Source organism: Maricaulis sp. (assembly GCF_034670125.1).
In the GTDB taxonomy this organism is placed as follows: Bacteria; Pseudomonadota; Alphaproteobacteria; order Caulobacterales; family Maricaulaceae; genus Maricaulis.
The window spans coordinates 187,180-213,645 of the sequence record NZ_JAXMOC010000001.1; the positions used below are offsets into that span (position 1 = coordinate 187,180).

Below are 26,466 nucleotides of genomic sequence, written 5' to 3' on the forward strand. Positions count from 1 at the left end.
GCTAAAATAATTGGCGCAACCAAGCACCCGCCACACATAACCAGAACATAAAAAGAACATCCGGGTTGACGCGACAAATCTCTGGGTTATTTTACCCCATATTGTCAGAAAATGTCCCAGAGAATCGCCATGACCTCTACCCAGTTCCGTGAATGCCGCGAGAAAGCTGGCATGTCCGTTGAAGCGACCGCCAGCCATTTCAACGTCACGCCCAAAACCGTCTATCGCTGGGAGAGTGGCGAGGTCGCTCCGAACCCGATCTTCGTGAAGGAATTGCAGAGCATGTTCGTTCGCGAGGATCGCGGACCCGACGACTTTGATTTCCGATTCATCGACCTCTTCGCGGGCATCGGCGGCATCCGGCGCGGTTTCAACGCCGCAGGCGGCAAATGTGTGTTCACCAGTGAATGGGACACCTACGCACAGAAGACATACAAGGCCAACTATCCGGATGATGACCATGAGATCCGGGGCGACATCACCGAGATCGAGGCCGACGAGATTCCCGATCACGACGTCCTGCTCGCAGGCTTTCCCTGCCAGCCGTTCTCGATCGCGGGCGTATCCAAGAAGAACTCGCTGGGTCGCCAGCATGGATTCATGGACAAGGCCCAGGGGACGCTCTTCTTCGACGTGCTGCGGATCCTGAAAGCAAAACGCCCGGCCGCATTCCTCCTCGAGAACGTCAAGAACCTGAAGAGCCATAATCGCGGCGATACCTTCGCGACAATCAAGGGCGCCCTGGAAAACGATCTCGGTTATCACGTCTCCACCGTTGTGATCGACGCCAAGGGTTATGTGCCCCAGCATCGCGAACGGATTTTCATCGTCGGTTTCCGCGAGGAATGCCGCTTCGACATCTCGAAACTGAGCTTCCGCGATCCCAAGACCGGCCCGAGGCTGGATTCGATCCTCCACTCACCGGATGAAACGCCTGAAGAGCAATTCACCCTCCCCGTCGAGGAAGCCGGCGCCAACGAGGCAAGCTTCGTCAATCCGAAGTACACCCTGTCGGACAAGCTCTGGAACTATCTCCAGGGCTATGCCGAGAAGCACCGGGCCAAGGGGAATGGATTCGGTTTCGGACTGTGCGGACCGGAGGACACCGCCCGCACCCTGTCGGCGCGTTACTACAAGGACGGCAGCGAGATCCTCATCGCACAGGAGGGCCGCAACCCGCGCCGGCTGACGCCGCGTGAATGTGCTCGACTCATGGGCTTTGACCAACCGGGCCACCCGCCCATGAAAATTCCGGTCTCCGATACGCGTGCCTACAAACAGTTCGGCAACGCGGTTGCCGTTCCGGTGATCGAGGACATCGCAATCAAGATGAAACCCTTCATCATGGCGGCCATCATGGACCAGTCAGATGCCGGCCCGCTGTTTGCCGACGCTGACGCCGCGGAGTGAACGACGTCGTCGACAAGGCTACGCGCAGCCGGATGATGTCCGGGATCAGGGGCAAGAATACCCGGCCGGAGCTTGTGATCCGGTCCGCCCTTCACGCGCGGGGCTACCGTTTTCGCCTGCACAGGAAGGGGCTGCCCGGAAAGCCGGACATCGTCCTTTCAAAGTACGCAGCAGCGGTTTTCGTAAACGGGTGTTTCTGGCACGGGCATGATTGCCACCTGTTCAAGTGGCCGTCCACGCGGCAGGAATTCTGGCGGGAAAAGATCGAGGGCAACAGGGCCAGAGACCAACGCGCACTGGGCGATCTGAATCAACTCGGGTGGCGCACGGCGCGGGTCTGGGAGTGCGCCCTCAAAGGCCCGGGGCGACTTACGGTTGATGTCGTTTCAGACCAGCTCTGCAGCTGGCTTGAAAGCGGTCATCAGGCGGTCGAGATCCGTGGCACACGCTAGCTGACCGCTTTAACCCGGGCGTACAATTCGCGAAGGCTTTCCTCGAACTTCGAGGTTCCTACCCTCCACTGCGGCCGTACCTTCGCGCTTCCGTCCGGATAGATGGTATGGGCCGGGTCGTAATAAACGCGACCGACAGCAATTGCCCGCAGGAGCCGCCAGATATCGGTACCCTCGCACATCAGCCATGGCTGTAAAAAGCGGTACTCGTCGCCCTTGGACGCTGCCCGCGCCTCAGCCCGGACATAGACAGCTGCTGCGTGCTTCGAATTCCAGGAATTGGCGAGTTTCTCCAGCGACCAGCCCGACACCAGCCTGCCGGTCTCGTGGTGTTTGAGCTCGACGCGAACGTCCTCCGGCGCGGCCGAGAACTGGTCGGTCTCGGGGTCATACCCGGCAACACCGAGAACAAGTCCATGAGTCTTGTTGAGCCTGCCCGCCCGAAAGAGCCCCACGAACCGGGCTGACCCGTCTCCCTTTGTCGATGGCTTTGCGAACTCGTTCATGAAGTCGCGGAACCCCATCTCCCCCTCAGCGCCACAGTCCGCTGTCGGCGTCATGAGACTGATTTTGCTTCCGCGGTAGGACTTGACCTCATAGCCGTGGATATCGGGAGCCTTGAGCGCATTCGTCTCGACGCCAAGCGCGGCTTCCAGGGTGTAACCAGCTCCCTGGTTCCCGCTGAAAGGCACAATCTTGCCGCCCTTGTTCCGGACGGAGGGGTGCCAGCCGGACGCCACAATGCCGCGCAGGTCCGAGATCAGCAGCTCTCGCGGGGCCGTTGTCGCTCCGATTGTGGTTGAGAGCACACCCAGCACACCGGAAACACCTGACGGGGACAAATCGGGGAAGTCTGCGACAAGCGCATCCTCGGTTTCCGTCAGGAGCAGACCGACGACTTCACCCGCGGAGTTCGCACCCATCGCGAGAATGCGCTGTCCGAACGTCGCCTGCCTGTCACGGCGTATCGCGTCCGGCGCCCATTGGCACCGGTCGAGAAAGCCGGAGAGCCGGACCTCCGGATACTGGAAGTACTCGATGAGGCGCGTCCGCGGCGCATGAAACCGCGCACCGGTCCGGTCCATCCAGAAAAAGTAAAGACTGGCCTCGGCAATTGGCCGCCCGGCAGACGAGTTTCGCTTCATGCGGCTCTGGCTCGCTGCCCTCAACGCCATTCGCGCCGGAAACAGGTTGACCAGCCCGTTCATTTCCGAAGCCAGGACGACCTGGTTCTTCTCATTATCCTGCTTTGTCGCGAGGTGTTTGACGTAGACAGTCCTGACGCCTGCGCGCCGGAACAGGTCCTTGAATTCACCGAGAGTTGCAATGCCCATGGGCTGCAATATCGGGGAGCCGATTGTTGAGCACAAGCCCCCCGAAAACACAGACAATACGGGTGCACGCGCGAGGCCGGTTTATCCCGGAAGCGGACCTCAGCGCTGGTTCTTTTGCCATGAAAATCACTGTCAAACTTGGAAGCGTCAAGGGTCCGAGGAAGCCCCGCCGTGCTACTTCATTTTAAGATTGGCGTTGATCGTTCCACAATTGCATCGAAGTTGTTCCGATGAGCCCTTGCGTGGCGTTAGATAGGGGTAGCCGCCACATTGAGGGTTCGGACAACGGATATGGTCGAGCAGGGCCTTGAAGGCGTCGGACACCTCCTGGAATTCGACTTTGGTGAAGTTTTCCCATTCGTTGAAATGCACGGACTTATTGATAGCCCACTGCTCGGCATTGGTTTTCTGGATCAGCGCCTTGGCTTCGTCCAACTGCGCCTCAAGCTCGGCCTTGGCCTGATAATGGCCCCAGTGCGCTGCCGACTTAATGCCGCTGCCCAGTCGGTCACGCCACCGGTTCAGCGTCGATGGCATAAGGTCGCCCAGATCGTAATTGGCATCGCCGCGGTACTCGACTTGCGCACGTAAATTATCCGCCAGCACAGCAGAAACATATTCGAGATACCGGCGCAGCAGCGCGGCGGCGCGGGGCACGTCGTCCTTATCAAGAGCTGCCACGATCTCCGTCCAGATATCCGTGTCGTCCCATATTCGCGGCCCTGTCTCGACCTTCCAGCCGCCGAAGAACTGGCCGCCCTTAATCAGCCCTTCGGTCTTCATGTACTGGAGCCAGACCCGGTCGTGCGTGGTCAGGATGAACTGCGTGCCCGGGAATTTCGTCTTGAGCAGCCGGCACACTTCACGGCGATGGCCTGTATCGACCGACATCAATACATCGTCGAGCACGGCGAAAGTGAACTTATCGCCGAGCGTGTGCTTCATAAGGGCAAGGTAAAGGCAAAGCCCCATCCCGTCCTGATGCCCTTCGCTGTGATAGGCGCCGGGCGGGAATGTCCCCCTGCCATAGAAATCGACATTGAAGCTGAGCTTGGCGGGTTTGGCTTTCAGCTCGCCGATGAAAGCGCCTTCATCAGCGTTGATCGCCTTGTAGAATTCCGTGAACTCCTTGGCGACAGCTTCGTAGATGTCTTCAAGGACTTTGTTGGAGACGGTGTTGTAGTGGTCGCGGACTTTGTGCGCCGTGGAGCTCCTCGATGCCATCGCCTTGGCTGTTTTACTCGTCGCCAACAGCCTCTCGTACCGATCCTGAAGGACGGCGAGGAAATCAATCGCCTTGTCCTTGGCTGAACTATCAGGAAGCGCCGTTACACCCTTTTGCGTTTCATCGAGCCGCGCCTGCGCGTCCTCTGGCAATTCCCACCATTTTTCCTGGATAGCGGCAATCGCCCCTTCAATCTGGGAATGGTCGTCCTGGAACGCTTTGAGCGCGGCCTTGGCATCTTCGAGGGCCTTGGCGAGGGCATGGAACTCCGCGGCTGGCACGGCTGGATCAAGCTTGGCGGCGTAATCTGCGGCTTTCTTGATGGCAGTGCCACGTTCTTCGAGGCCGCCCATGACAGCACCGATCGCCTTGCCAAGGTTTTCGAGCAAGGTGCCCATCGCTTCGGCGCTCAAAAGCTTTGCTTTCAGGTGATTGCGCAGCTCATCGGCGTCCCACGGTTTATCGCAAAGCGGACACACATCGTCGGCGACCAATTCAAGACCTGTGGTGACAAAGCCGTGCGCCCGCGCCAGCGACAGCGCCTTTTCGTCTTCCTGTAGCTTTTTCAGATCAGCAAGCACGCTTTCCCGGTGCTCTTTCAGGTCCCCCGGCTCACCCGCCTCGACAGAGGTAGCCAACGCGGCGAGATCGGCAAGTGCGACACCCTTGGCGATACTAGGCTTGTTATCCTCGCCGTCCTTTTTTGCTGCGCCTTCCTTGAATGACGTTTTGGGAGTGAGTTCGGTCAGAGCCGGCAAGCCAAGAACGCCGCGCTGTTGGTTGGCATTTTCGAGCACCTTTTCCCAGTTGAGGTTATCCAGGCCAAGGGCGGTCCTGAGTTCGACTTCGGCAGTGTTGCGCGCGCGCTCCGCTTCATGGGCGTCTGACTTGCGCTTGTTCGCATATGTGACAAACGACTTGCGCAGTTCGCCGATGTAATCGAGGCGCAGCAGGTTCTGGACATCTGTCGAGCGTTGCGCGGGCGGAGTTACGACGTATTTAGCGATCTCGCGCCGGGAAAGAGCGAATTCCGGATGTGATTGCAGCTCGCCAATGATCGCTTCGATCTGAGCGTCAGCGGGCACGATTTCTACAGCACGTGCGTTCTTGACCGATCGCGTTATCGTGACCTCCTTTCCCAACGTAGGGGCGACGGCAGTTATAGTGACTTTAGCCTTCTCGGGGGTTTTGCTCTGATCGACATGGGGCGCATGCGCTTTGACACTTAGTTCGCCCTGGCCCTGCCCGGACAGCCTTGTAACATTGCCCGTCAGGCAAAACTCAATCGCATCGACAACACCACTCTTGCCGGTGCCGTTCGGGCCGCAAATCCCGAAATTCTCGCCGGTAAGGTCAAGATCAAGCTCCCTGATCCCTCGAAATTCTTCGATATGAAGGGTCTTGATGCGGATCACGAATTGTCCCCTTCCGCCGGCGTGAAAAAGGCCGCGTTGATATCATCGAGCTTAGGCACCTTGCCTTTTCGCAATAGGGCATCCAACCGATCAGCCAATTCGTTATCGATATCATCATCAGCGTGGAGAGCTGCAAGATACCGGTCGAGTACTTTGGTTACGGTCGGCGAAAGTGGTTCGTTTGTGTTCGCTGCCATCGCGATTTCTCTCATCCTACGAACGGCGACCCCAGGGGGGGCCTCATGTCGGGTGGCAGAGTAATTGTATATGAGGCGGTGTCTACTTCCGGTCGAATTCAATTCGGCAGCGGGAGGTCTCCAAGAAACCAATTTCTGATTCGGTCCTAAGACAATTTGCTCAAACCCGGAGGAGGCTAACGTCCTCTCTTGCGGCGGCCTTGTTCGTCGTCGGCTCGTTGGATGAAGTCCGCTCTTGCGCCAAAGCGGACCTCAGTCCACCAAGTCGCCTACAGGCACTCCAAGCGCATCCGCTATTCGCCCCACAATGGTGATGGTCGGGTTCCGCACAAGTCGCTCAACGCCTGAGATGTAGGTGCGATGCACGCCGGCCTGGTGGGCCAGCTCCTCTTGGGACCACCCTTTTTCGCGCCTGAATTTGCGCATATTGTTGGCGAGCCGCTGGCGAATTTCCATGCGCGGATCGGACACCGGCGCATACTTTCGGGCTACAGACTATGAGTCTCTTTTTGCGTTGACTTCCCCTCGGGCCCAAGCCTTTGTGTGCATGTCATGCAAGCTCAACCGACATACACACGGCCCACGTCCGGCCAGCTTGGAACAGCCGCAGAAATCCTTGTGGCCTGCCAGTTGATGATCGCATCAAAGGGGCGACTATCGAGCTATGTGCCGCTTGTCGACGCTGACGGTATCGACGTGATGGTCCACGACAAAGTCACACACCGCGCGATCGGCCTGCAGATCAAGAGCTGGACCTTCCAGGATGAAACGCGGCCACAAACGGTCCAGTTTGATGTCGGGATATCAACCTGGCGCGATGATCCGGGCCTTTACCTGCTGGCGGTTGCGATCGATGGCCAAAATGCCAAGCTTGAGAGCGCGTGGCTGATGCCCTCCGGAACGGTGCAGACCGTCGCCAATATGGGCAAACGCAAAATGAGCCTGGTTCCCAATCACCGCCCGACGAGCAAGGATCGGTACACACCTTACCGCCTGCACCACATGGCGCAGGTCGCGGATGCCCTCATCGCGGCAATCGAGGCGTGACAGCATCCCCGGATGAGATTGATCTCTTTCATCATCTCGCCGCGCAGGCGACGGGCGAACTGGAAGACGCAGCCACGCTGACCGTCGAACACCAGACGGGGCCCCTTCCCAATTCTCTGGCGCCTTTGATCAGGCGTACTGAGGCAGCGATGGCACTGATCAGAGCGGCCCAAACAATAGTTGACCGACACCGCTAAAAACTGAGGATCCGGCGCAGGAAAGGAAACCTGCCCGATGACCAGACCCAGAGCCCCTCGAACCGGCGAAGACGGGGTAGAGCCGATTGACGTCAGCCAGCTGGTTGCCAAAGTCCCCGTCTGGCTGGATCGCCTTTGCGAGATTGGGGGTCAGATCGATCGAGACGTCGCCGCCGCCGAGCTTCGCCACATCGCAATGTCTATGCTGGGCGGGCATAGCCAAGGCACCGAAGCTTTCACGATCAGGGAAGCCAAGGACGGGTTGCTTGGATTTCTCAAGCGCCCTGGCACTGACGCTGCGCTCCGGCTTAACAGTCGAGCCGAGGCAGCCTTGCTGGATGTGCTCTGGTTGATCCCGCCGCCCCCAGAACTTGCCCACGGGCAATCAGCAACGGAGGCCTATCTTGAAGGGCATCTGACGACCGAGACCCTCTGCGCTGCAGCCGAAGATGCTCTAATCAGGATTGATACGCCGCGGCTGACCAGGGCCGGTGTACCGGCGAAAGGGCACGGGCGCCCTCGGTCCGACACGCTTGAATGGGCGGTGGATTGCCTCTGCGAGCTCTGGGAAAGGAGCACCGGTACAACGGTCACCAGCTGGAACTCGTCGCACAACGAATACAGCTCAACCTCTACTTCGCCGGCCGGCATCTGGGTAACCGAAGTGATCTCGGCGCTCTCCGGCGACCACTTGGGGTCTGCCGTTCGCCGCCACGTCGACGCGTTTGTGAAAAGCCGAAAGTAGCTGCTTGAGCCTGATGGGACCCTTTCGTCGCTACACCCGTTGAGCATCATCGTTCAGTTGGGAGCCTCCTGAAACCCAAAAAGGGGGCTTCAATGCCTTTATACAAGCCGCCGCCACTTCCGGCCGGCTACCATCACTTCCGCAGCGACCTTGTTTTCTTCCAGGACGAGCGAACAGGACAGCTCACCCAAGGGTGGGTCTATTCAATCGTTCACTGGGCATCTGGCGAGACGATCAGGTCATTCGGCGAAGACATCGTTGAGATGGTCCATCTCATCGACATTCGTACCGTGCTTCCTGTCTTCGGAGGCGCATCATGACTGCTCCGATCCGAGACCTGCGCGTGGAAACGGTGTCGATTCGCGCACTCAAGGCCTACTCGAATAATCCTCGCACTCATTCGAAACGTCAGATCGAGCAGGTCGCGGCCAGTATCCAGGCATTTGGCTGGACTAACCCGATCCTGGTCAGTGACGAGCTTGATATCATTGCCGGACATGGCCGTCTGGAGGCCGCAAAGTCTCTTGACCTGAAAGAGGTTCCGGTGATGCGGCTGTCCGGGATGAGCGACGCGCAGCAGCGCGCTTACGTCATTGCGGATAATCGTCTGGCCGAGACGGCCGGCTGGGATGATGAACTCCTGAAACTGGAGATCGGCGGGCTGATCGAGATGGATCTGGATTTCCAGATCGAGACGATCGGTTTCGAGACTGGCGAGATCGATGTGATCCTGGCCGGTGAAGAGACGCCGGAGGAGGCCGAGGAGGTGCCGCCGCCAGACGACGGGACGGCGGTCACCAGGCTTGGCGATGTCTGGCATCTGGGCCGGCATCGGTTGGTGTGCGGCGATGCGCTTGATGGGGCGACTTACGCCGCGGTGCTGGGCGATGAAGTCGTGGACACCTGCTTCACCGATCCGCCGTACAACGTGCCGATCGCCGGACATGTCAGCGGGCTGGGAAAGAAGACTCACGACGAGTTCGTCATGGCGTCGGGTGAGATGACTGATGCGGAATTCTCGGGCTTTCTCCAGACCATGGCCGCGCGCATCAGCGCTGCCCTGAGACCTGGCGGAATCACGTTTGCCTGCATGGACTGGCGTCATATCTGCGAGCTTGTGGCTGCTGGCGAGGGCGAGATTGGTGAGCTGAAGAACATCTGCGTCTGGAACAAGGAGGTGGGCGGCATGGGATCGCTCTATCGGTCCAAACATGAGCTTGTCGCGGTGTTTGCCAAGCGCGGCGGCCGGCACACGAATAATGTCCAGCTGGGCAGGTTTGGCCGCAACCGGACCAATGTCTGGGACTATCCAGGGGTAGCAGGCCGGCGAGACGAGTTGGCGATGCACCCGACCGTCAAGCCGACCACCATGGTGGCTGATGCGATCAAGGATGTGACGCCGCTGGAAGGTCTGGTGCTTGATCCGTTCGGAGGGTCCGGCTCAACGCTTCTGGCCGCTGAGGGATGCGGCCGGTCGGCAAGATTGATCGAACTGGATCCGCGCTATTGCGACCTCATCATCCGGCGTTTTGAAGCGGCAACGGGTGAGGACGCTCGTCTTGAGCAAACCAGCGAGCGTTTTTCGTTAGTGAGCGAGATCCGTCTTGAGTGGGAGGGTCTGGAATGAGCAAGGATTCTGCCGACTACGATATTGGATATGGCAAGCCGCCGGAGGCCACGCGCTTCAAGAAGGGACAGAGTGGAAATCCGCGAGGCCGGCCGAAAAAGCAGCCCAAGGACGTGGCCGCCCACATGGCAGACCTGCTTGATGAAAAGCGGACCGTCCAGATGAACGGGAAGTCCGTCAAGATGACAGGCAATGAATTGATGGCCCGGCGACTTATGGAAAAGGCCATGAAAGGCGATGCCAAGGCGTTCGAGAAGGTGCACCAGCTTGCAGCTCAACACGCCGAGGAGGAAGCACGTCGTGACAGGAAGGCCAGAACCAGAGGCGACATCAAGATTCTGCTCGTGGATCCTGGCATGGGCCGGGAGGAAGGTCTCACGACGGCAGGCGAGCGGACCCTGGTAGAGAAGGACGGAAAGGCAATCGTCACGGAGTCCTGGCCAGGCTATGAGCCGAACGAGGAAGGGGAAACTGACGACGACCCGGGCCTCTAGGCCTTACGCCCCAGGGCGGCAAACAGAACAATGATAGTGACATCGCCGCGGCCCGTCCTGCTCCCCAGGGCGGGCCGGCGTGTATCTGGAGACTGGACTTGGCCCGCGACCCGAGCATGCATGGTGGCCACGCCCGGCTGGACCTGATCGAGAGGTTCCGGGCTCGTCCCAGTGCGGCCCCGCGCATCCCGCGCGGCGGCCACACCGGAGACCCATCATGTCCAAACTCACCAAAGCCCATATCACTATTCTCGACGCGCTCAGCGGTAAGGACGGCCCGATCCCGATTGACCAACTCTCAGGCCTTCCGGCCGCGGGGCCGGCACTCAGTTCCCATCTCGAACACCTCTCCAGCCGGGGTTTTGTCACCAGGACCGGCAAGGCGATCGCGCTCACCGAGGTCGGCAAGGCGGCCCTGACCAATGCGCCGCCCACGATAGCGGATCAGAAGACGCCCAAGCCCGCGGCGAAGGAGCCTGGCGCCCCGCCAACCAAAAAGTCCCGCCTGGTCGCGCTCCTGAAATCCGACACCGGCGCCACCGTGCCCGACCTGGCCACCGCACTCGACTGGCTCCCCCATACGACGCGGGCGGCGCTGACCGGGCTAAAGAAATCCGGCTACGAGATCGACAAACTGCCCCCGTTCGAAGGAAGCCGGTCCTCGCGCTACAAACTCGTCGAGGCGGCCTGATGGCTCGGCGCAATCGCAAGATCGAGATCGATCTTGAAGGTCTCTTGGACAAGGCACGCGACGAGCTGGTGGCGATCTGGATGGCGAGCTTTGCGAGCAAGCCCCCGCGCGGTCTCAGCCAGGCCTTCCTCGCCCGCCTTGTGGCCTATGACCTTCAGGCCGACGCCAGGGGCGGGATCAGCCCGCGCCTCGAAAAGCGCCTGCTTTCCATGGCCGCTGGCGAAACACCCAAGCCCTGCGCCCCCAAGCTCAAACCCGGCGCGCAGCTCATGCGAACATGGAATGGCGTCACCCACCGGGTTGATGTTGTTGAAGAGGGCTATCGGTACAAGGAGGAGACATACGCCTCCCTTTCCGCCATCGCCAGGACGATAACCGGCACCCACTGGTCCGGGCCGCGCTTCTTCGGCCTCATCACCCGCAAGAAAGCCGCGTGATGGAAACGCCCTCAAGCGGCGATCGCCGCACGATCCGCTGCGCGATCTACACCCGCAAATCATCCGAGGAAGGCCTGGATCAGGAATTCAACTCGCTCGATGCCCAGTTCGAAGCCTGCGCCGCCTATATCGCCAGCCAGAAGGCGGAAGGCTGGAAGATGGTTCCGGAGCGCTATGATGATGGCGGCATCTCCGGCGGCACGCTGGAACGCCCAGGTATCCAGCGGCTCATGGCGGACGTGGATGCCGGCCGTGTCGACATGATCGTGGTCTACAAGATCGACCGGCTGACCCGTTCCCTCGCGGACTTCTCCCGCCTGATCGATCGGCTCGATGCCGCCAACTGCTCCTTCGTCTCGGTCACCCAGGCCTTCAACACCTCGACCTCGATGGGCCGGCTGACCTTGAACGTGCTTTTGTCCTTTGCCCAGTTTGAACGCGAGGTCACATCCGAGCGCATTCGCGACAAGATCGCGGCCTCCAAGAAGAAGGGTCTGTGGATGGGCGGTATGGTGCCCATGGGATACGATGTCGATCCCGACCCGAAGGTCAGGGGCCTGGTGATCAATCCTGCCGAGGCGGAACACATCAGCACGCTCTTCGCGCTTTATGATGAGCACGAATGCCTCTCTGCCGTTGCCGCCAAGGCCAGGGACCAGGGCATCCGGTCCAAGCACCGGGTGTTCGCGTCAGGCCGCGAATTTGGTGGCGCGGTCCTGTCGCACGGCGCGGTCCACAATATCCTGACCAATCCGATCTATGTCGGGCGCATCCGGCACAAGCATCTGGTCCATGACGGCCAGCACGAGGCAATCATCAGCGACGAGCTCTGGAGCCGGGTTCAGGACAAGCTCCAGGCCCACGCGGCCCGGCCGCGGGTGCGAGACCCGATCACCCGGAAACTCAAACAGCCTGATGCCAAGTCACTGCTGGCCGGCAAGCTCTACGATGAGGCGGGTGACCGGTTGACGCCCAGCCACTCTCGGCGGGCAACACAAACCGGGCACAAGCGCATTCGCTACTATGTCTCACGACGCCTGATGCAAGGTAGCAAGGATGACCCCTCCGGCTGGCGTCTGCCCGCCCTCAAGCTGGAGCGGGCAGTTTGTGGCGCGATCGCGGATCACCTCGCCGAAGCCGGCGATACGATCTTTCACGATGCCGATCCCATCGCGCTTTACAGGGCGCAAGACGGTATGCGCAGCGTCCATGACCGGCTGCGCGCCCGCGACGGCGAGCTGGTCCGGGCGCTTGTGGAGCGGGTCTTGATCGCGCCTCGACATCTTACCATTCAGCTCTCGGGCACGGGCATGGCAAGCGCGCTCGGGATTGCTCCCGATTCAATCGACCCCGACAAGCTGCGGATCGAGACCGGCTTTGAGCTGCGCCGGCGAGGTGTCGAGATCAAGATCGTCACCGGTCAGTTCGAGCGCGCGCCCGACCAGACGCTGATCAACGCCATCGCCAAGGCCCGACAGTGGATGTCAGAAACCCGGCGCGGGATCTCCCTGGCCGCGATCGGCCGGCGTTATGGATGGACTGACAGTCCAGTGAGGCAACGCATCCGCCTGGCTTTCCTCTCTCCGGAGATAACCGCCGCCATCCTCAACGGTCGTCAGCCGCCCGAGCTGACACTGCAATATCTCCTGACCCACCCCATTGCGCTCGACTGGAATGAGCAGGCCAGAACGCTTGGATTTATCGACGGCAAAATTCCCTGTTCGGCGAAATAATTTTCCCTGTTCTTGCCGGTAACAGGGAAAGCCAATTCCCTGTTATTGGGCGCAGGGAAACGCCTCACAACCCACTGAATTGTCGTGTTTAATTCCTCCCTATATCGGGAATATGGGGCTATTTTGCGCCAAATTCCCTGCGATCCGGGGAATACAGGGAAATCGCCCTACCCGATCTGCTCGAAAGCCCGGACAGAGACCGGTGGGCCATATCGCGCCTGGATCGCCGAGACACCCAAGTCTCCATGCAGGGAAAATTCCGCGAAGGCGCGGAGACACCGCGGAAATTGCGCGGCGCCGTTTTGTCTAACTCTTTCAGGAAGATATGTGGCGGTAGTCGGAGTTTGGTGCGAGGTGGTCTCTGGAAGACAAGGATCGCGCACCCCGTCTTGCAGGTTCGCTTCGGTCTCCCTGCCAGGGATGGCGGAGTTGTCCGACCAAGGCGGACAGATCTCGAAGCTGCGCAGCGGCACAGCTCTATCGGCATCGAGCGACATCGCCCTTTAGCAGAACGGCCGCCCGGATCGTCTCCGGGCGGCCGCCTTGTATTCGGGTTTGGGTCCAGCCCTAGAAACGGACGCGGAAGTCGATGCCGGCGCGGTGGTGGTGGGTCGCGGCGCCGAACTCGGCGTCATACCCGATCGACAGGCCAACCCGCTCATTACCCGCAATCTCGATATCCGCACCGATCTGGTAGACCAGCTGATCGAGCGAGGTGCCGATCATCGCCGGATCCGCCAGCGGGTTGGAACCGAGGAAGCGCATCGGCAGCTCGAGACGGTCCTGCGTGCTCACGCGCAGACCACCGGTCAGCGAGACAACACCCACCATGTCTTCCGTCTCCCGGAAGATATGGCCAACCGTCAGCTGCGGATTAATCGCACCGATCAGCTCCTTGTCGGCCCGCACCTCAATGCCCAGACCGTCCAAACCCTCTTCGATCAGGCCATCATGATAGAGCGCCGTCAGCGAGGCCGAGACCTGCGGGCGGGCGAAGAAGCTGCCATGACGGAAGCTATCACCCACATGACCGCCAAGCCGCGCATAACCAGTCTCCGGCATCGAGGTGCCGACACCGCTGGTGAACACCGTCACCGCACGCTCGGTCTCATGCCAGGACCAGCCACCCGACACCGCAGCCCCGTAATAGGGACCCGTCGCCGGATTGCGCTCGACACCCAGACCCACCGAGAAGCCCTGGCTCTCGGTGCGGGCCCGGTGACCGTCAATGCGAACCGGATCCGTGGTCTCGTAGCTGACACCGGCCGCAACCGACCAGTCATCGCCCACATGCCGCTCGAACCCGCCAGTAAAGCGCATCGACTGCGCCTCGGTATGCAGGTTCTCGACTGTCGCGTCGCGACGGTTTGCCGTCATCTCCAGGCGCGACCACACACATTGGTCATCGCCGCTTGAGACCGGAGAGCCGCAATTGAACAAGTCATCGGCAAAATTGTTTGCCGCAGTCAGCTGACCATGCATAACCGCAAGGTGGGGCTCGGGATTGAGCTCCGCGAAAATCGCCTCATACACGTCCAGCTGATCGCTCTGCATATTGCCCAGAAGGGCCAGAAGGCGACCCATCCCGGCTGAACCGCCAGCCTGGACAGCGGAGTCCATATGCCCCCCCAACGCCCGGCCATTGCGGTTCAGGCTGGGCAGACCAAAGTCGGTCTCGATCAGCAGGTGAACACCCGCCGCATCGGCCGCGATCGAGTAATCAACCGCCATCGTGTCGCGGATGGTCAGGCCATTGTCGATCCCGCCCTCACCGGTGGCGAACAGCGTCACCGGATCATCATTCTCAAGCCAGGTCAGCGTGATGTCACCGGTGCCGGCCACCGCCGCCGAACCAGTGACATTGACCCGGTCAGAGGCATAGGGACCATAGGCCACGTCGAACACCAGATGGCCATCGGCCGTCTGCTCGAAATGACCATCCAGCTCGACCGTGTTGATGACCCGGGCTCCGTAATAGAGGTTGGTCGTCGGATCGCCTTGGTTGTCGAGATTGCCGAACGTGTCCCCGTTGAGTAGATCGATCGGATAGGCCGAGGCCGACAGGCCCATCAGGAAGGTCCCGGAGTTGCGGAAAGTCGCCGCATTGACGGGGCCTTCCGCAGCCACAAACCGGGTCTGGTCCGGGCTGCCCGCGGCCATTTCATCCGCCTCATCCAGCGTATCCATCACGAACACACGGCCTGGTTTGCCGCTTGGCCCGGAACCGGGTGGTATGGGGTCGACAGCAGAGGGTAAAATTGCGTCCTGAACCGGTAGCTTGACCGCTCCCCCCATACTCTCGACGGCAGCGCTGACCGGCAATTGCTCCGCCAGAGCCAGCTCGTTCTGAACCGGCCGCTTGCCATCATAATGACTACCGCCAGAAGAGGCAGAGAGCGCGGCTACAGGCGCGGCTTGTCCCCCCATATTCTCGACGGCAGCGCTGACCGGCAATTGCTCCGCCGGAGCCAGCTCGTTCTGAACCGGCCGCTTTCCATCATAATGGCTGCCGCCAGAAGATGCCGCGAGCGAGGCTACAGGCGCGGCTTGCTGTTCAATGGTTTCGTGCCGTGAAGCCGGGCCGACTCGCCCGCTCTCATCCGTAACTTCAGACACGATTGGCGACACGAATTCAAATCCGGTCTGGGTCGGCACAGCCCGCACCGCGGCTGCGCTCGCAAGCGAGGCAGACGGTGGGTCACGCAAGTCGATGGTGTCCATCGCGACAAATGTTGAGCCGGCAACATTGTCGAACGAGTTGTCTCCGGAACCGAGGTCAAGGCTGCCGACAACAAGACCAAAATTGCTGACCGCGTCATTGCCGTCCGTGCCGGTGATCGCCAGACCGGAGACCGAGGACACCGAGCCAAAGCTGGTCAGCTGGTTGGTGGAGCCGCCTTCAAATGCCACGCCGACACCGGAGCCAGAGCCGCCACGGACCAGACCGGTAATCTCCATCAGAATATTGCCCGCGCCGTTTACACCGCGGCTTTGGGCGAAGACCGCCGAAGAATTTTCACCGGGCGCAAAAACCGCGCCGTCGACATTGATCGTGATGTCACCACCCGCTCCGTCGCCGCCGGATACGTAGGCACCATCAGCCCAGCCGCCACCACCGCCGAGTGACTGGGCGATGATACCGAATGCGTTGTCGCCAGTTGCAGCCACATTCCCGTCGATTGTGAAAGCAATCCGCCCTCCGTCGCCACCGGTAGCATCGCTAACCTCGAGGATCTCAGCTGCGAATTGGCTCGACGCAAATCCACCGCCGCCGCCAATAGACTGAAGTATTACGCCATAAGCGTTGTCACCAGAGATGGAGACATCGCCTCCGAACACTGACGTAATTGCCCCGCCAGTCTCACCAAGACTTTGCGCAAGCATGCCATGGGACCTGTCGCCAAATGTGACCAGGTCACCAGCAAGACGTATATCGACATCGCCGCCGCTGCCCGATCCACCAGCCGATGCGGAGAACAGGCTGGGCTCAACGTCGTCATCGTCAGTCGCTCCGGTCGTAAGCGTTAGCCCACCGCCACCGGCACTCATAGCAACGAGACCGATCGAGGATTCACTCAGAGTCTGAACCGTCCCACCAATGTTTATCGATATCGAACCCCCATCGCCGATACCGTCAGACCTGGCATCGATACTTACTGAAGAGCCATTTGAGTCTGTGGCGACAGAACCACCACCCCCGCCGATAGACTGTGCAAGCACAGCAGTCGCAGCGCGCCCCTCTACAAACAAGGCACCCTCAACGTCCAAATCGATATCACCGCCATCGCCAGATGCTGAGCCCTCGGCGCCATAGAACAATTGCAGTTCATCTCCGCCCAGGTGGGTTACCTGGCCGCCACCAGCTCCGACCGATTGTAGAAGAATTGCGTAGGAACCAACTCCTGAAACGATCACGTTTTCATTGAAAACCGCGGTTACCAAGCCACCGTCCAATGTGGACCCGCTGAGTGCGCCTAGCGAAAATTCGGCTGACACGCCTTCAGCGCCAAGTCCGCTGAATGAAGCTCGGGTATAACCGCCGCCACCGCCAATGCTTTGCATTAAAGCTCCACGCGCCGCGGTTCCGAGCGCTATCAGGTCGCTTGCTTGCGTTCGGAAAACATCGCCACCGGTTTCGTTTTGACCGCCTTCGCCCCCCATCCCCACCGAGAATCGGTCGAAGACAAGGCCCGATGGGACATCGACAATAATGTTCGCGCCACCACCGCCGCCGCCAATGGATTGGTCAATTGCGGCAATGGACAAATCCCCTTCGACGTACAAAAGAGCTTGTTGATCTATCTGCAGATCACCGCCGGAGTTGTTTACTCCATTCTTGCCACCGAAACTGATTCCGATCGCAAGGTCCTCAGGGGAAAGGTCTCCAACCCCTCCTCCAGGACCCGATGAATCTTGCACTACATCGACAAAAAGGTTGAATAGGCCACCGCCTCCACCAATGGAACTCGCTTCGCTTGCAGAACCCACATCTCCGCGTGACACAAAGGTTCCGGTAGAGCTTGACCGTATATTGCCGGCGTTCTGATTAACTGTTGTATCGCCGCCAAGGTAGCCAGAGAAGTGAGGCGCCGAATCCGCGGCGGGGCTTGGATTGTCGATCGGAGTACCAGCTAGCCAATCCACCTCTGAAAAATCGAAAGAGATGGAGCCACCGCCGCCGGCAATCGATTGTATATGCGTTGTCCTCGCGAGCACACCTTCTGTAGTGATGCTACCCGTATTTCTTAGATTAACTTCGGGGGCATCGCCGCCGGACGATAGAAGGCTACCGCCCAATACTGCGCTGAGCGTATTGGAAAGAACCAAGGATACAGGTTCTCCAGTCGCCGCCACCCCCAAGCGCGAATGACCACCGCCGCCTCCGATCGCTCGTGCGACAATTCCATGTGCCTCCCGGCCGGTTGTGTGGATCGATCCAGAGTTGTCTATGGTTATAAGGCCCGCATCGCCTCCATCGCCTCCAATGCCACCTAGCGCAACAGCTGGAGCATTGCTCCGAGCGTTCAGCGAGATGTTGCCGGCGAAAGCAAAGCCCCCATTGCCACCTCCTCCGCCAATCGACTCAGCGAGGATTCCGTACGCTCGCGCTCCTTCCGTGAAAATCAAGCCCTTGTTGTTAACAGTGACATCTCCACCGCGGCCTCCAGTTCCACCCAGGCCACCAATCGCAACGCCCAACTCCATATCAATTGGAAGTGCCGAAGACCCAACTTCGGCGTTGGTGCCCTGGATAGTGAATACGCTGCCGCCGTCGCCGCCGCCGCCGCCAACAGAGCGCGCATAGATGCCGTGTCCCTCATCACCAGCTGTTTGAATCAACCCTCGAAGGTCTTGCTGAGAAAACTGCCCATTCTCGACAAAAACGCTCCCGCCAGAATCGCCAACGCCTCCTGCCCCGCCGATATTTATGGTGACTGAATTGCGGTACTCACTCGACCGACGTGCATTGCTCAAATCGAGGTTAGCCACCAACCCGGCAGAACCACCACCGCCACCGACGCTGTGCGCCAGAATCCCTCTTGAGAAATCCGCTCGGGCAACGACGGCGCCGGTATTGCGCACATCAATTGACCCACCATGCCCGCCGTTGCCGCCAGACCCCCCGATATTCAGGCCATAGATATTGGTTGACCCGCTCGTACTAAGTCGAAGCGTACCCGTTATTCCGCCTGATCCGCCGCCCCCACCTATGGACCTCGCGACTACCCCGTCAGCGGACTCACCATTGGTAATTACGTTGCCGGAGTTGAGGATTGAAATACGCCCCCCAATGCCGCCATCGCCACCATCGCCACCGTAATTAAAGTTAAATGTATTGCTGTTTCGGGCAGCCGGAAGAATCGGATTGTCGATGTTGACGATTGGAGAAATAACATACCCGCCAGTACCGCCACCGCCACCGACCGATTCCGCAATTATACCTCGAGAATTATTCCCCCGGGTCTCAATGAGGCCGGTATTCTCTACACTGATTGCACCACCAAAAGCACCGGTGCCACCATTTCCGCCAAATGCAAGGTCGACTGTGGTAGTCGCGTTAATACTTGGGCGAATTGCCCCGCCTCCGCGACCACCGCCGCCGCCAATGGACTGAGCGAAAATTCCATGGGATTCCAAACCGGTCGTGCCAATTTGAGCGGCTGAATTGACAAACACATTACCGCCATGGCCACCGTCAGCGCCATCATGACCGAACGAGAACCCGACTTGATGAACCACTTCATCCTTTGGGTCCCCACTTCTTTCTGTTCTGGTAATATCAATCGCGGAAGAACTGCTTGTTCCACCGCCGCCGCCAACAGATTGCGCAAACAACGCTATTGAATTGTCGCCTTTCGTATCCAAGACAGATCGAACGGTGGTCCCGTCAAACTCAAAACTTTCCAAAATGGTAGCCGCAACATCTCCACCGTCGCCACCTTGCCCGCCAGCTCTTCCGAGGGTCGCCTCAAGGGCATTCGATTGAGAAAATACCTGGGTCATTGAAAGCGCGATGTTTCCACCGCCACCACCAACGGACTGTGCGATCACAGCTTCGGATTCGTCGCCATCGGTGGATATTATCCCCGCATGACGAACCAAAACGGATCCACCGGAACTGGCGCTCGCGGGTGCGCCACCAACCGTAATATTGACTGAGCTTGCATTCGGATTCCTGCCGGCGCCGAGAGCAAAATTGGCATTTCCGCCACCACCACCGACTGAAAGGGCAACTATGCCTCGAGTCTGATGGCCAGATACCAATATGTGGCCGGCATGGTCGACGCGGACCTCGCCACCCGCACCGGCTCCACCGCCGTTGCCTCCAACCAGTATATTAGCTGCGAGAGCAAAATCTGTCCGGGAGTTGGCCCCCTTGCGACCAGTCACGAGGAACGCACCGCCAGCGGTTCCGCCTCCGCCACCGATCGATTCTGCTGCTAACCCGACGGAATAATCGCCGTTGAGCCAAATAGATCCCGGCGAAAACTCACCCCCCGATGTGTAACCTCGGGTAACGGAGACGTCACCGGCATTTCCAGAGCCGCCGCCGCTTCCTCCAACAGAGGCTGCGAACGGATTACCCTCGTTCGCAAGCATGGCGGTCAGGTTGAAAGCACCACTACCCCCGCCACCACCTATGGATTGCGCTCGCAACCCAAAGTTAAAGTCAGTAAACTCTGTCGCAGTGGCAGTTATCTCGCCGGTTTCACTGTCGGCATCGAGAGTGGTATTTACGGCAATGAGCCCGTTGTTGCGAACTTCTACATCACCAGAATCAGAGCCCCCACCTGCACTACCACCGACTCCGATGGACGCCACGTAGCCGGACGTCGTTCCAAGGCTTAAATTCGATCCGACACTGAAGTTGCCGTCACCACCGCCACCTCCAACTGACTGAGCCAGCACCCCACCAGCGCCGAGCCCGTCAACGAAAATCGCGCCAAGATGTTCGAGAACTACGCGCTCGGCCCTGCCGCCATCGCCACCATTGCCACCAACACTTACGGTTAGTGTCGGGTCGCTTGAATTGGTACTGGCCGATATACCCGCCGCGACGCTAAAGCCGCCATAACCACCGCCGCCGCCAACGGACTGCGCCAAGACACCACGAGCGAAGTTACCGCGTGCAAACAAATCTGCATTTGCCGTCGCGAAAACGTCTCCCGCAGACCCGCCGTCGCCGCCGAAGCCGCCCATACCGAGCGTCGCGTTCCCGGAATAAGAGAGTTGGCCAGAAACGTTAAACCCGCCTGCTCCACCGCCGCCGCCAACGGATTGAACGAGTAACGCGGAGCGACTATCTCCGAGTGCTCCAAGAGAGACTTGATCGGCACCAGTGTTGAACCGGACAAGGTCGGCGTCACCGCCTTCGCCACCAAAACCGCCAATGCCCAACGCAAGTCCACGAGCACTCTCGCCATCGGATATATTTCCCGAAACGTTGAAGCTACCCAGCCCCCCTCCGCCGCCGACTGACTGGGCAACAACCCCATGTGAGCCGTCTTCCAGGACCCTGACTCGGCTCGACCATTCAATGTCGTCGCCTTCTCCGCTAGGACCTAACTCCGCCCCAAAAAGGTCAGCCAGGTCTGCCAAGCTTGCCGATTCGATATACCGTACCGGAAGCGAGCCAGTCGCCGCGACATCACCGTCAATGTTTAGCGTTACAGTCCCAGCCGAGCCGCCATCGCCGCCAAACCCCCCAATCCCAATAGCTGCACCTAACGTGCTGCCGTCAAGATTGGTGTTGAAAGCTACTTGGCCAGAGATATTGAAAGCCCCGCTGCCGCCTCCGCCACCGATGGATTGGGCGACGACACCGTCAGACATAGCGCCATTGGTAATGGTGTCGCCGGTCCGGGTCAGGGAGACCGCTGAAGCGTCCCCTCCATCGCCGCCGAAGCCGCCAAGCCCGAGGCTAACGCCAATATTTCGGCCCGTGTTTGTGAAACCAAATCCGCCGGTAATGTTGAACGCGCCGCGTCCACCGGCTCCTCCGACGCTTTGAGCCAGAACACCATCCGCATCGACGCCATTGGTAAAGACAACACCGGTTGAAGAGGCGGTCACTACGCCGCCATTTCCTCCGGCTCCGCCAAACCCGCCAATACCGGCATTGATGCCCGCTGTATTGCTGCCCGTAGATAGATTCACGCCACCGGTGACATTGAACCCACCAGCGCCGCCGCCGCCCCCAACAGACTGAATAACGAGACCAAACGCATCATCACCGATGGTTGTGATGCCTCCATTCAGGTGCGCCTCAACCAAGCTGGCATTTCCGCCCCCGCCACCGAAACCGCCAAGACCAAATCCGAGCGCCCCCGCCTGTCCCCGGGCGACTGCAATACCGCCGGTAACATTGAACCCGCCTGCACCACCGCCACCTGCCTGGCTTTGTACAAGCGCGCCATAAGATGCATCACCACGGGTGGCAATATCGCCTTCATAAATCAGGTCGACCGCACCGGAATCGCCACCATCGCCGCCAAACCCGCCGACGCCAACGCCCAGCACACCAGCGCCGGTGCTGGCACCGCCGCTTAGCGATATTCCGCCCGTAACGTTGAAACCCCCATTGCCGCCGCCGCCGGCGAGAGATTGCGTCAGAAGACCCGCGGATTCATGTCCGTATGTATAAATGCTGGAATTAACTCGGCCGAGAACATCGCCGGCACGTCCACCGCCGCCGCCAAATCCGCCCACACCGACACCAATATTCCCGGCAAGGCCTTTCTCGGCCGTAACCGCAATACCGCCAGTAACATTGAACCCGCCAGATCCGCCGCCACCGCCTGCGCTGGACAGGACTATGCCCGAGGCTTCGTGGCCCATGGTGAAAACGTCACCCCCAAGGTTGGCGATAACAGCGGACCCATGCCCGCCTTCGCCGCCAAAGCCACCAACGCCAATGCCCAAATTTCCTGAAACACCAACCTGATATGTAACGGCTATTCCGGCTGTCACATTGAACGCGCCACTGCCACCGCCGCCGCCGACCGATTGAGCAACAATGCCATCAACGCGGTCACCAACCGTCAAGACGGTGGCCCCGTCACCAGCGACAAAGTCGCGGTTGGCATTCAGGGTCACTTGCCCAGCATCCCCGCCGTCACCGCCTGCGCCACCGAATCCGATGCCTATATTTCCTGCGCCATTGGCACCTACCGCGATGCCAGCAGAGACATTGAAGCCCCCATTGCCGCCGCCACCGCCGACGGATTGGGCGAGAATGGCCGTGCCAGCCCTGTCAGGATCTGTTTCGCCCGTAAGAGCTACACGGAGTAGTCTGTCATCTTCGTCAGCATCCAGGGTGAACTCGACAGTACCAGCATTGCCGCCGCCGCCACCGGAACCACCGAAACCAATATTGATGTTACCGCTTGCACCAGTGGACGCAGAGATCCCGGCGGAGACATTAAACCCGCCCTTGCCACCGCCGCCGCCAATGGATTGGGCCAGCAGGCCGGTAACATCGCCCAAGCCTTCATAATCCCCCCCCCGGAGGCCAAGGCCGGTAAAGTCACCCCGAAAGAGGCTTGTCACTGCACCGCCATCGCCGCCACGGCCGCCGGAACCGCCAAGGCCGACACTTATCGAGCCGGAACCGGATTGGGCCGCCGCAATTCCCGCAGTTACATTGAAGCCGCCATTGCCGCCGCCGCCGCCCACAGACTGGATTACTGCGCCGTGCGCACCTTCTCCAATTGTTACGATGTCAGCGAGATCGGTTTCGACCGCCCCGCCATCACCGCCGCCACCGCCCTGGCCTCCAACACCAATGCCTACGCCCGCAGACCCGGCGCCGGACGCCGTGATGGACCCGACGATGCTGAAGCCGCCATCGCCACCACCACCGCCTACGGACTGGACAACGACACCATGAGATCCGACCCCGGCAGTTTGTACGGTGCCCAGAATATTCGCGCGAACAAAGTTACCATCGCCGCCAGCCCCGGCTGCCCCACCAACGCCGACTCCGACTGCCCCGCTAAAACTGCCAGCACCGGCCACGGATCCGACAATGGCGAGATCGCCATTGCCACCGCCGCCGCCCACCGACTGGATGAATGCGCCCGTCGATGAGAACCCTTCCGTCCGGATAGAGCCATCGAAAGTGACATCAACGCCGCTTGCATTACCGCCACCGGAACCGGAACCCCCAACTCCGATCCCAACTGCGACAGCAACACCGTCAGATCCGGCGACAGGTGCCGCTATCGCAAAGCCACCGGACCCCCCGCCTCCGCCCAGAGACTGCGCGAAAATACCATTTGAGCCGGCACCACGCGTGCGGATCAGACCTCCGGAATCCAGATAAACCGCAGTCCGGCGTTCACCGGAGGCTATAATATTGCCGTCATCATCCAGGTATTCACCGAGACTATCGCCGCCGCCACCGCCACTACCGCCGACAGCGACGCTCACACTTGCTGCCCCGCCAGGACCGCCGGCCGCGCTGACTGCGATTGCGCCGCCACCGGAACCGCCTCCACCACCGATCGATTGCAACATTATCCCGGTCGAGCGTGCGCCCTCTGTCAGGATATCGACATCCCCGCGAAGCCGGACCAGAGAGGCATCGCCGGCCGATGCGCCGCCGCCGCCAATCGCGACAGCCGCCGAGCCAAATAGTCCGACAGTACCGGTAACAGCCATGCCGCCATTGCCACCGCCGCGACCAACGGATTGCAGCTGGATTCCGGGCGCGAAGTATCCTCTGGTCGAGATGACACTCGTCGCCTCACGCTCAACACCGCCAGCGAGAACTGAACGCGGCAACAGGTCTAGCGAAACAAGATGACCATTCCCCCCCGCACCGCCCTGACCGCCCAGCGCCAGGCCAAAATAAAGTCCGCCGGCAACAGTCACCCCGCCATTGCCGCCACCACCACCGATAGACTGACCAAACACACCGGCGGAAAGGGCCCCTTGCGTTTCAACCACGCCCCCGACCCGCATGTGGACATCCCCACCATGACTGGCGTCGCCACCGTCGCCGCCCAAACTCAAGACCCCGACAGTTGTCCCGGCATTTCCGCCACCGCCGCCGACAGATTGAGCCCCTATCCCAAGCGAAAAAATCCCTTGCGTTTGAATGTTCGCATGCGAGTCGAGCGTCACGTAACCGGCACTACCGCCACCGCCGCCGGTCGCACCAAGCGCCACGACTCCGACAGTCGTGCGACCAGTGCCGCCGCCACCTCCGACCGACTGGGCAAGGACAGCTGTTGAGGCCATACCGCGGGTCTCAACCTGCGCACCACGTTGGAGGGTGAGCGCTACAGAGCCGCCGTCTCCGCCGGAGCCGCCACTTGCTCCAAAGGCTCCAAGGCCAACGCTTGTTCCGGTAGCCCCTCCGCCACCGCCAACAGATTGGGCCAGCACTCCGGTCGATCCGATGCCCGCCGTAAAGACACGAGCGGTCGACAACAGATCGAGTGCAACGGAGCCACCATTGCCTCCGCCACTTCCATCATCGCCAAACGCTGCAAGACCACCGGCATCGCCAGCCTGACCGCCTGTCCCGCCCAGGCTTTGAGCAAAAACACCCGGCGCGCCGATCCCGTATGTCTGTACACTCCCAGCGAAGGTCAGATTGACATTGCCACCATCACCCCCGTCCTTTGCGCGCCCGGCAAAGGCGAAAAGGTTGTAAGCACTGCCGCCTGAACCGGCGCCTCCGCCGAGACTTTGCGCCAGCACGCCCGCGCTGCCTTCTCCGCGTGTTGTGATGGAAGTGGTCGAAGAAAGGACGTCGAGGGTCACATTGCCGCCGTCATTGCCCTCGCCACCATCTCCAGCACCGCTGATTGCGAGGGTGGAATCACCACCCTGCCCACCAACACCGGACCGGCTTTGCGCAACAATACCGTGCGCTTCGCTTCCGGTTGTATTGATCGTACCGCCCTGCACGGTCAGCCATACATTACCACCAGCTCCACCGCGCCCGCCGGGCTTTCCACCTCCAACGATACTGAGGGTCGCATCCCCGCCATGGCCACCGTTTCCACCAACACTGGACCGTTCGACCCCTGCGAGACCATCGCTGCGCGTTGATATGATTTGCCCGGCGAGGTCGATCGTCGGAAAAACACCAGGTGGGTCGTACAAAACGCCGCTAAAGCCCGGCAGTGTGGGACCTTCTTCTCCGGCTTTGCCGCCCCGGGCCGAAACGAACGCACCACCGGATCGACCATTCCCGCCCCGGTCACCCTCAAAAATCTGCGCGACGAAATTGATGTCAAAGGGGGTCGGCTTGGGTCGAAATGCCGGAGCTGTTGGTGTGATTGTCGGCGCCAAGACCTGCACAACATCGAATGTCCGACCGTCAACCAGCTGCACTCTGTCGACAAGGCCAGTCGTTGAGTTGACCAGCGCCGTCTGTATTTCGACGTCATCGCCACCCTCAGGGTCAGGCAGAAATTGTCCCGGTGCCGTTGTTGTAAGTATGAAAACGCCAGAATCCGTTATCACACCGTTTTCGACAACGTCCGTGACGGTTTCGGTATCATTTGTGACGGGGTTTACGATCGGATCGCCGACGGCCTGGGCATCCGCGCCGCCCGGGGCCCCGAGTTGCAGAACTGACCACGCGATCGCGGCAACCGAACTCGTAACAAATAGCCCGCGTTTTTTCCGTGAAACCGGCTTGCCAGACACGGCAAGGCACTGCGAATTATCCAGGCTGTCAGCCGGCAAACCCTTATTGAGCATGTTTAATCAGCGCTGCGCACTGCCCCCATCAATAATCGGATGCAAACATGCACCTGTTGGCGGCACAACATTTTTCGCTCGGTAAGGGAATCGCGGCCGCCCCTTCAAAGGCGACCGGTAAACGAAGCATTGGACATCCTCGACAATCGTCAACCGCCCGAACTGACACTGCAATATCCCCTGACCAACCCATTTGCGCTCAAATGCAATTAGCAGGCCAGAACGCTTGGATTTATCGACA

Annotated in this window: 15 protein-coding genes; 10 read left to right on the forward strand and 5 right to left on the reverse strand. The window is 60.2% G+C overall.

Annotated elements, in window-relative coordinates; all coding sequences use genetic code 11:
- The first annotated feature begins 129 nt into the window (after positions 1–129).
- Together dcm and VOI18_RS00630 are read left to right on the forward strand one after the other, a co-directional pair.
- On the forward strand, positions 130–1,410 hold the full coding sequence (dcm, locus tag VOI18_RS00625; RefSeq protein WP_323760490.1) for a DNA (cytosine-5-)-methyltransferase: 1,281 nt from the start codon (positions 130–132) through the stop codon (positions 1,408–1,410).
- Positions 1,407–1,862, forward strand: a complete 456-nt coding sequence (locus tag VOI18_RS00630; protein WP_323760491.1) for a very short patch repair endonuclease — start codon at positions 1,407–1,409, stop codon at positions 1,860–1,862. The genes dcm and VOI18_RS00630 overlap by 4 nt, the downstream gene beginning before the upstream one ends.
- On the opposite strand, the gene VOI18_RS00635 is transcribed toward VOI18_RS00630, so the two are convergent.
- From VOI18_RS00635 to VOI18_RS00650, 4 genes are all read right to left on the reverse strand, one after another.
- Positions 1,859–3,196 carry an MvaI/BcnI family restriction endonuclease gene (locus tag VOI18_RS00635; RefSeq protein ID WP_323760492.1) on the reverse strand — a complete coding sequence of 446 codons (1,338 nt, stop codon included), beginning with the start codon at positions 3,194–3,196 and terminating at the stop codon, positions 1,859–1,861. The two genes, VOI18_RS00630 and VOI18_RS00635, sit on opposite strands and share 4 nt — an antisense overlap.
- A 174-nt stretch (positions 3,197–3,370) precedes the next feature.
- Positions 3,371–5,836, reverse strand: a complete 2,466-nt coding sequence (locus VOI18_RS00640) for an AAA family ATPase (RefSeq protein ID WP_323760493.1) — start codon at positions 5,834–5,836, stop codon at positions 3,371–3,373.
- Entirely contained in the window at positions 5,833–6,033 is a 201-nt protein-coding gene (locus tag VOI18_RS00645) for a hypothetical protein (RefSeq protein WP_323760494.1), read from the reverse strand. Before VOI18_RS00645 ends, VOI18_RS00640 begins: the two co-directional genes overlap by 4 nt.
- 252 nt (positions 6,034–6,285) lie before the next feature.
- Positions 6,286–6,489 carry a helix-turn-helix transcriptional regulator gene (locus VOI18_RS00650; protein ID WP_323760495.1) on the reverse strand — a complete coding sequence of 68 codons (204 nt, stop codon included), beginning with the start codon at positions 6,487–6,489 and terminating at the stop codon, positions 6,286–6,288.
- Between the two features lie 96 nt (positions 6,490–6,585).
- On the opposite strand from VOI18_RS00650, the gene VOI18_RS00655 reads away from it, so the two are divergent.
- The 8 genes from VOI18_RS00655 (at position 6,586) to VOI18_RS00690 (ending at position 13,004) form a co-directional block, all read left to right on the forward strand.
- The gene (locus tag VOI18_RS00655) at positions 6,586–7,080 is read left to right on the forward strand and encodes a hypothetical protein (protein WP_323760496.1); all 495 of its coding nucleotides are present in this window, start codon (positions 6,586–6,588) and stop codon (positions 7,078–7,080) included.
- Positions 7,081–7,314: 234 nt separating this feature from the next.
- Positions 7,315–8,022: a hypothetical protein gene (locus tag VOI18_RS00660; protein WP_323760497.1), complete on the forward strand. Its 708-nt coding sequence runs from the start codon at positions 7,315–7,317 to the stop codon at positions 8,020–8,022.
- A 92-nt stretch (positions 8,023–8,114) separates the two neighbouring features.
- Positions 8,115–8,342 (forward strand): hypothetical protein, encoded by a 228-nt coding sequence (locus tag VOI18_RS00665; protein ID WP_323760498.1) that lies wholly within the window; start codon positions 8,115–8,117, stop codon positions 8,340–8,342.
- Positions 8,339–9,649: a DNA methyltransferase gene (locus tag VOI18_RS00670; RefSeq protein ID WP_323760499.1), complete on the forward strand. Its 1,311-nt coding sequence runs from the start codon at positions 8,339–8,341 to the stop codon at positions 9,647–9,649. The genes VOI18_RS00665 and VOI18_RS00670 overlap by 4 nt, the downstream gene beginning before the upstream one ends.
- Positions 9,646–10,143, forward strand: coding sequence for a DUF5681 domain-containing protein (locus tag VOI18_RS00675; RefSeq protein ID WP_323760500.1), 498 nt, complete (start codon positions 9,646–9,648; stop codon positions 10,141–10,143). Before VOI18_RS00670 ends, VOI18_RS00675 begins: the two co-directional genes overlap by 4 nt.
- A 217-nt stretch (positions 10,144–10,360) precedes the next feature.
- The gene (locus tag VOI18_RS00680) at positions 10,361–10,834 is read left to right on the forward strand and encodes a DUF3489 domain-containing protein (RefSeq protein WP_323760501.1); all 474 of its coding nucleotides are present in this window, start codon (positions 10,361–10,363) and stop codon (positions 10,832–10,834) included.
- Positions 10,834–11,271 (forward strand): DUF2924 domain-containing protein, encoded by a 438-nt coding sequence (locus VOI18_RS00685; protein WP_323760502.1) that lies wholly within the window; start codon positions 10,834–10,836, stop codon positions 11,269–11,271. Before VOI18_RS00680 ends, VOI18_RS00685 begins: the two co-directional genes overlap by 1 nt.
- Positions 11,271–13,004, forward strand: coding sequence for a recombinase family protein (locus tag VOI18_RS00690; RefSeq protein WP_323760503.1), 1,734 nt, complete (start codon positions 11,271–11,273; stop codon positions 13,002–13,004). The genes VOI18_RS00685 and VOI18_RS00690 overlap by 1 nt, the downstream gene beginning before the upstream one ends.
- Before the next feature lie 567 nt (positions 13,005–13,571).
- Here the strand turns inward: VOI18_RS00690 and VOI18_RS00695 are convergent.
- The gene (locus VOI18_RS00695) at positions 13,572–26,225 is read right to left on the reverse strand and encodes an autotransporter outer membrane beta-barrel domain-containing protein (protein ID WP_323760504.1); all 12,654 of its coding nucleotides are present in this window, start codon (positions 26,223–26,225) and stop codon (positions 13,572–13,574) included.
- Positions 26,226–26,466 lie beyond the last annotated feature (241 nt).

Bases quoted from the DNA above. Each gene is read 5' to 3' on its own strand.
- VOI18_RS00670 (WP_323760499.1), top strand. From the start codon at position 8,339: ATGACTGCTCCGATCCGAGACCTGCGCGTGGAAACGGTGTCGATTCGC.
- VOI18_RS00650 (WP_323760495.1), bottom strand. From the start codon at position 6,489: ATGGAAATTCGCCAGCGGCTCGCCAACAATATGCGCAAATTCAGGCGC.
- VOI18_RS00675 (WP_323760500.1), top strand. From the start codon at position 9,646: ATGAGCAAGGATTCTGCCGACTACGATATTGGATATGGCAAGCCGCCG.
- VOI18_RS00655 (WP_323760496.1), top strand. From the start codon at position 6,586: ATGCAAGCTCAACCGACATACACACGGCCCACGTCCGGCCAGCTTGGA.
- VOI18_RS00660 (WP_323760497.1), top strand. From the start codon at position 7,315: ATGACCAGACCCAGAGCCCCTCGAACCGGCGAAGACGGGGTAGAGCCG.
- VOI18_RS00695 (WP_323760504.1), bottom strand. From the start codon at position 26,225: ATGCTCAATAAGGGTTTGCCGGCTGACAGCCTGGATAATTCGCAGTGC.
- VOI18_RS00685 (WP_323760502.1), top strand. From the start codon at position 10,834: ATGGCTCGGCGCAATCGCAAGATCGAGATCGATCTTGAAGGTCTCTTG.
- VOI18_RS00665 (WP_323760498.1), top strand. From the start codon at position 8,115: ATGCCTTTATACAAGCCGCCGCCACTTCCGGCCGGCTACCATCACTTC.
- VOI18_RS00645 (WP_323760494.1), bottom strand. From the start codon at position 6,033: ATGGCAGCGAACACAAACGAACCACTTTCGCCGACCGTAACCAAAGTA.
- VOI18_RS00680 (WP_323760501.1), top strand. From the start codon at position 10,361: ATGTCCAAACTCACCAAAGCCCATATCACTATTCTCGACGCGCTCAGC.
- VOI18_RS00690 (WP_323760503.1), top strand. From the start codon at position 11,271: ATGGAAACGCCCTCAAGCGGCGATCGCCGCACGATCCGCTGCGCGATC.
- VOI18_RS00635 (WP_323760492.1), bottom strand. From the start codon at position 3,196: ATGGGCATTGCAACTCTCGGTGAATTCAAGGACCTGTTCCGGCGCGCA.
- dcm (WP_323760490.1), top strand. From the start codon at position 130: ATGACCTCTACCCAGTTCCGTGAATGCCGCGAGAAAGCTGGCATGTCC.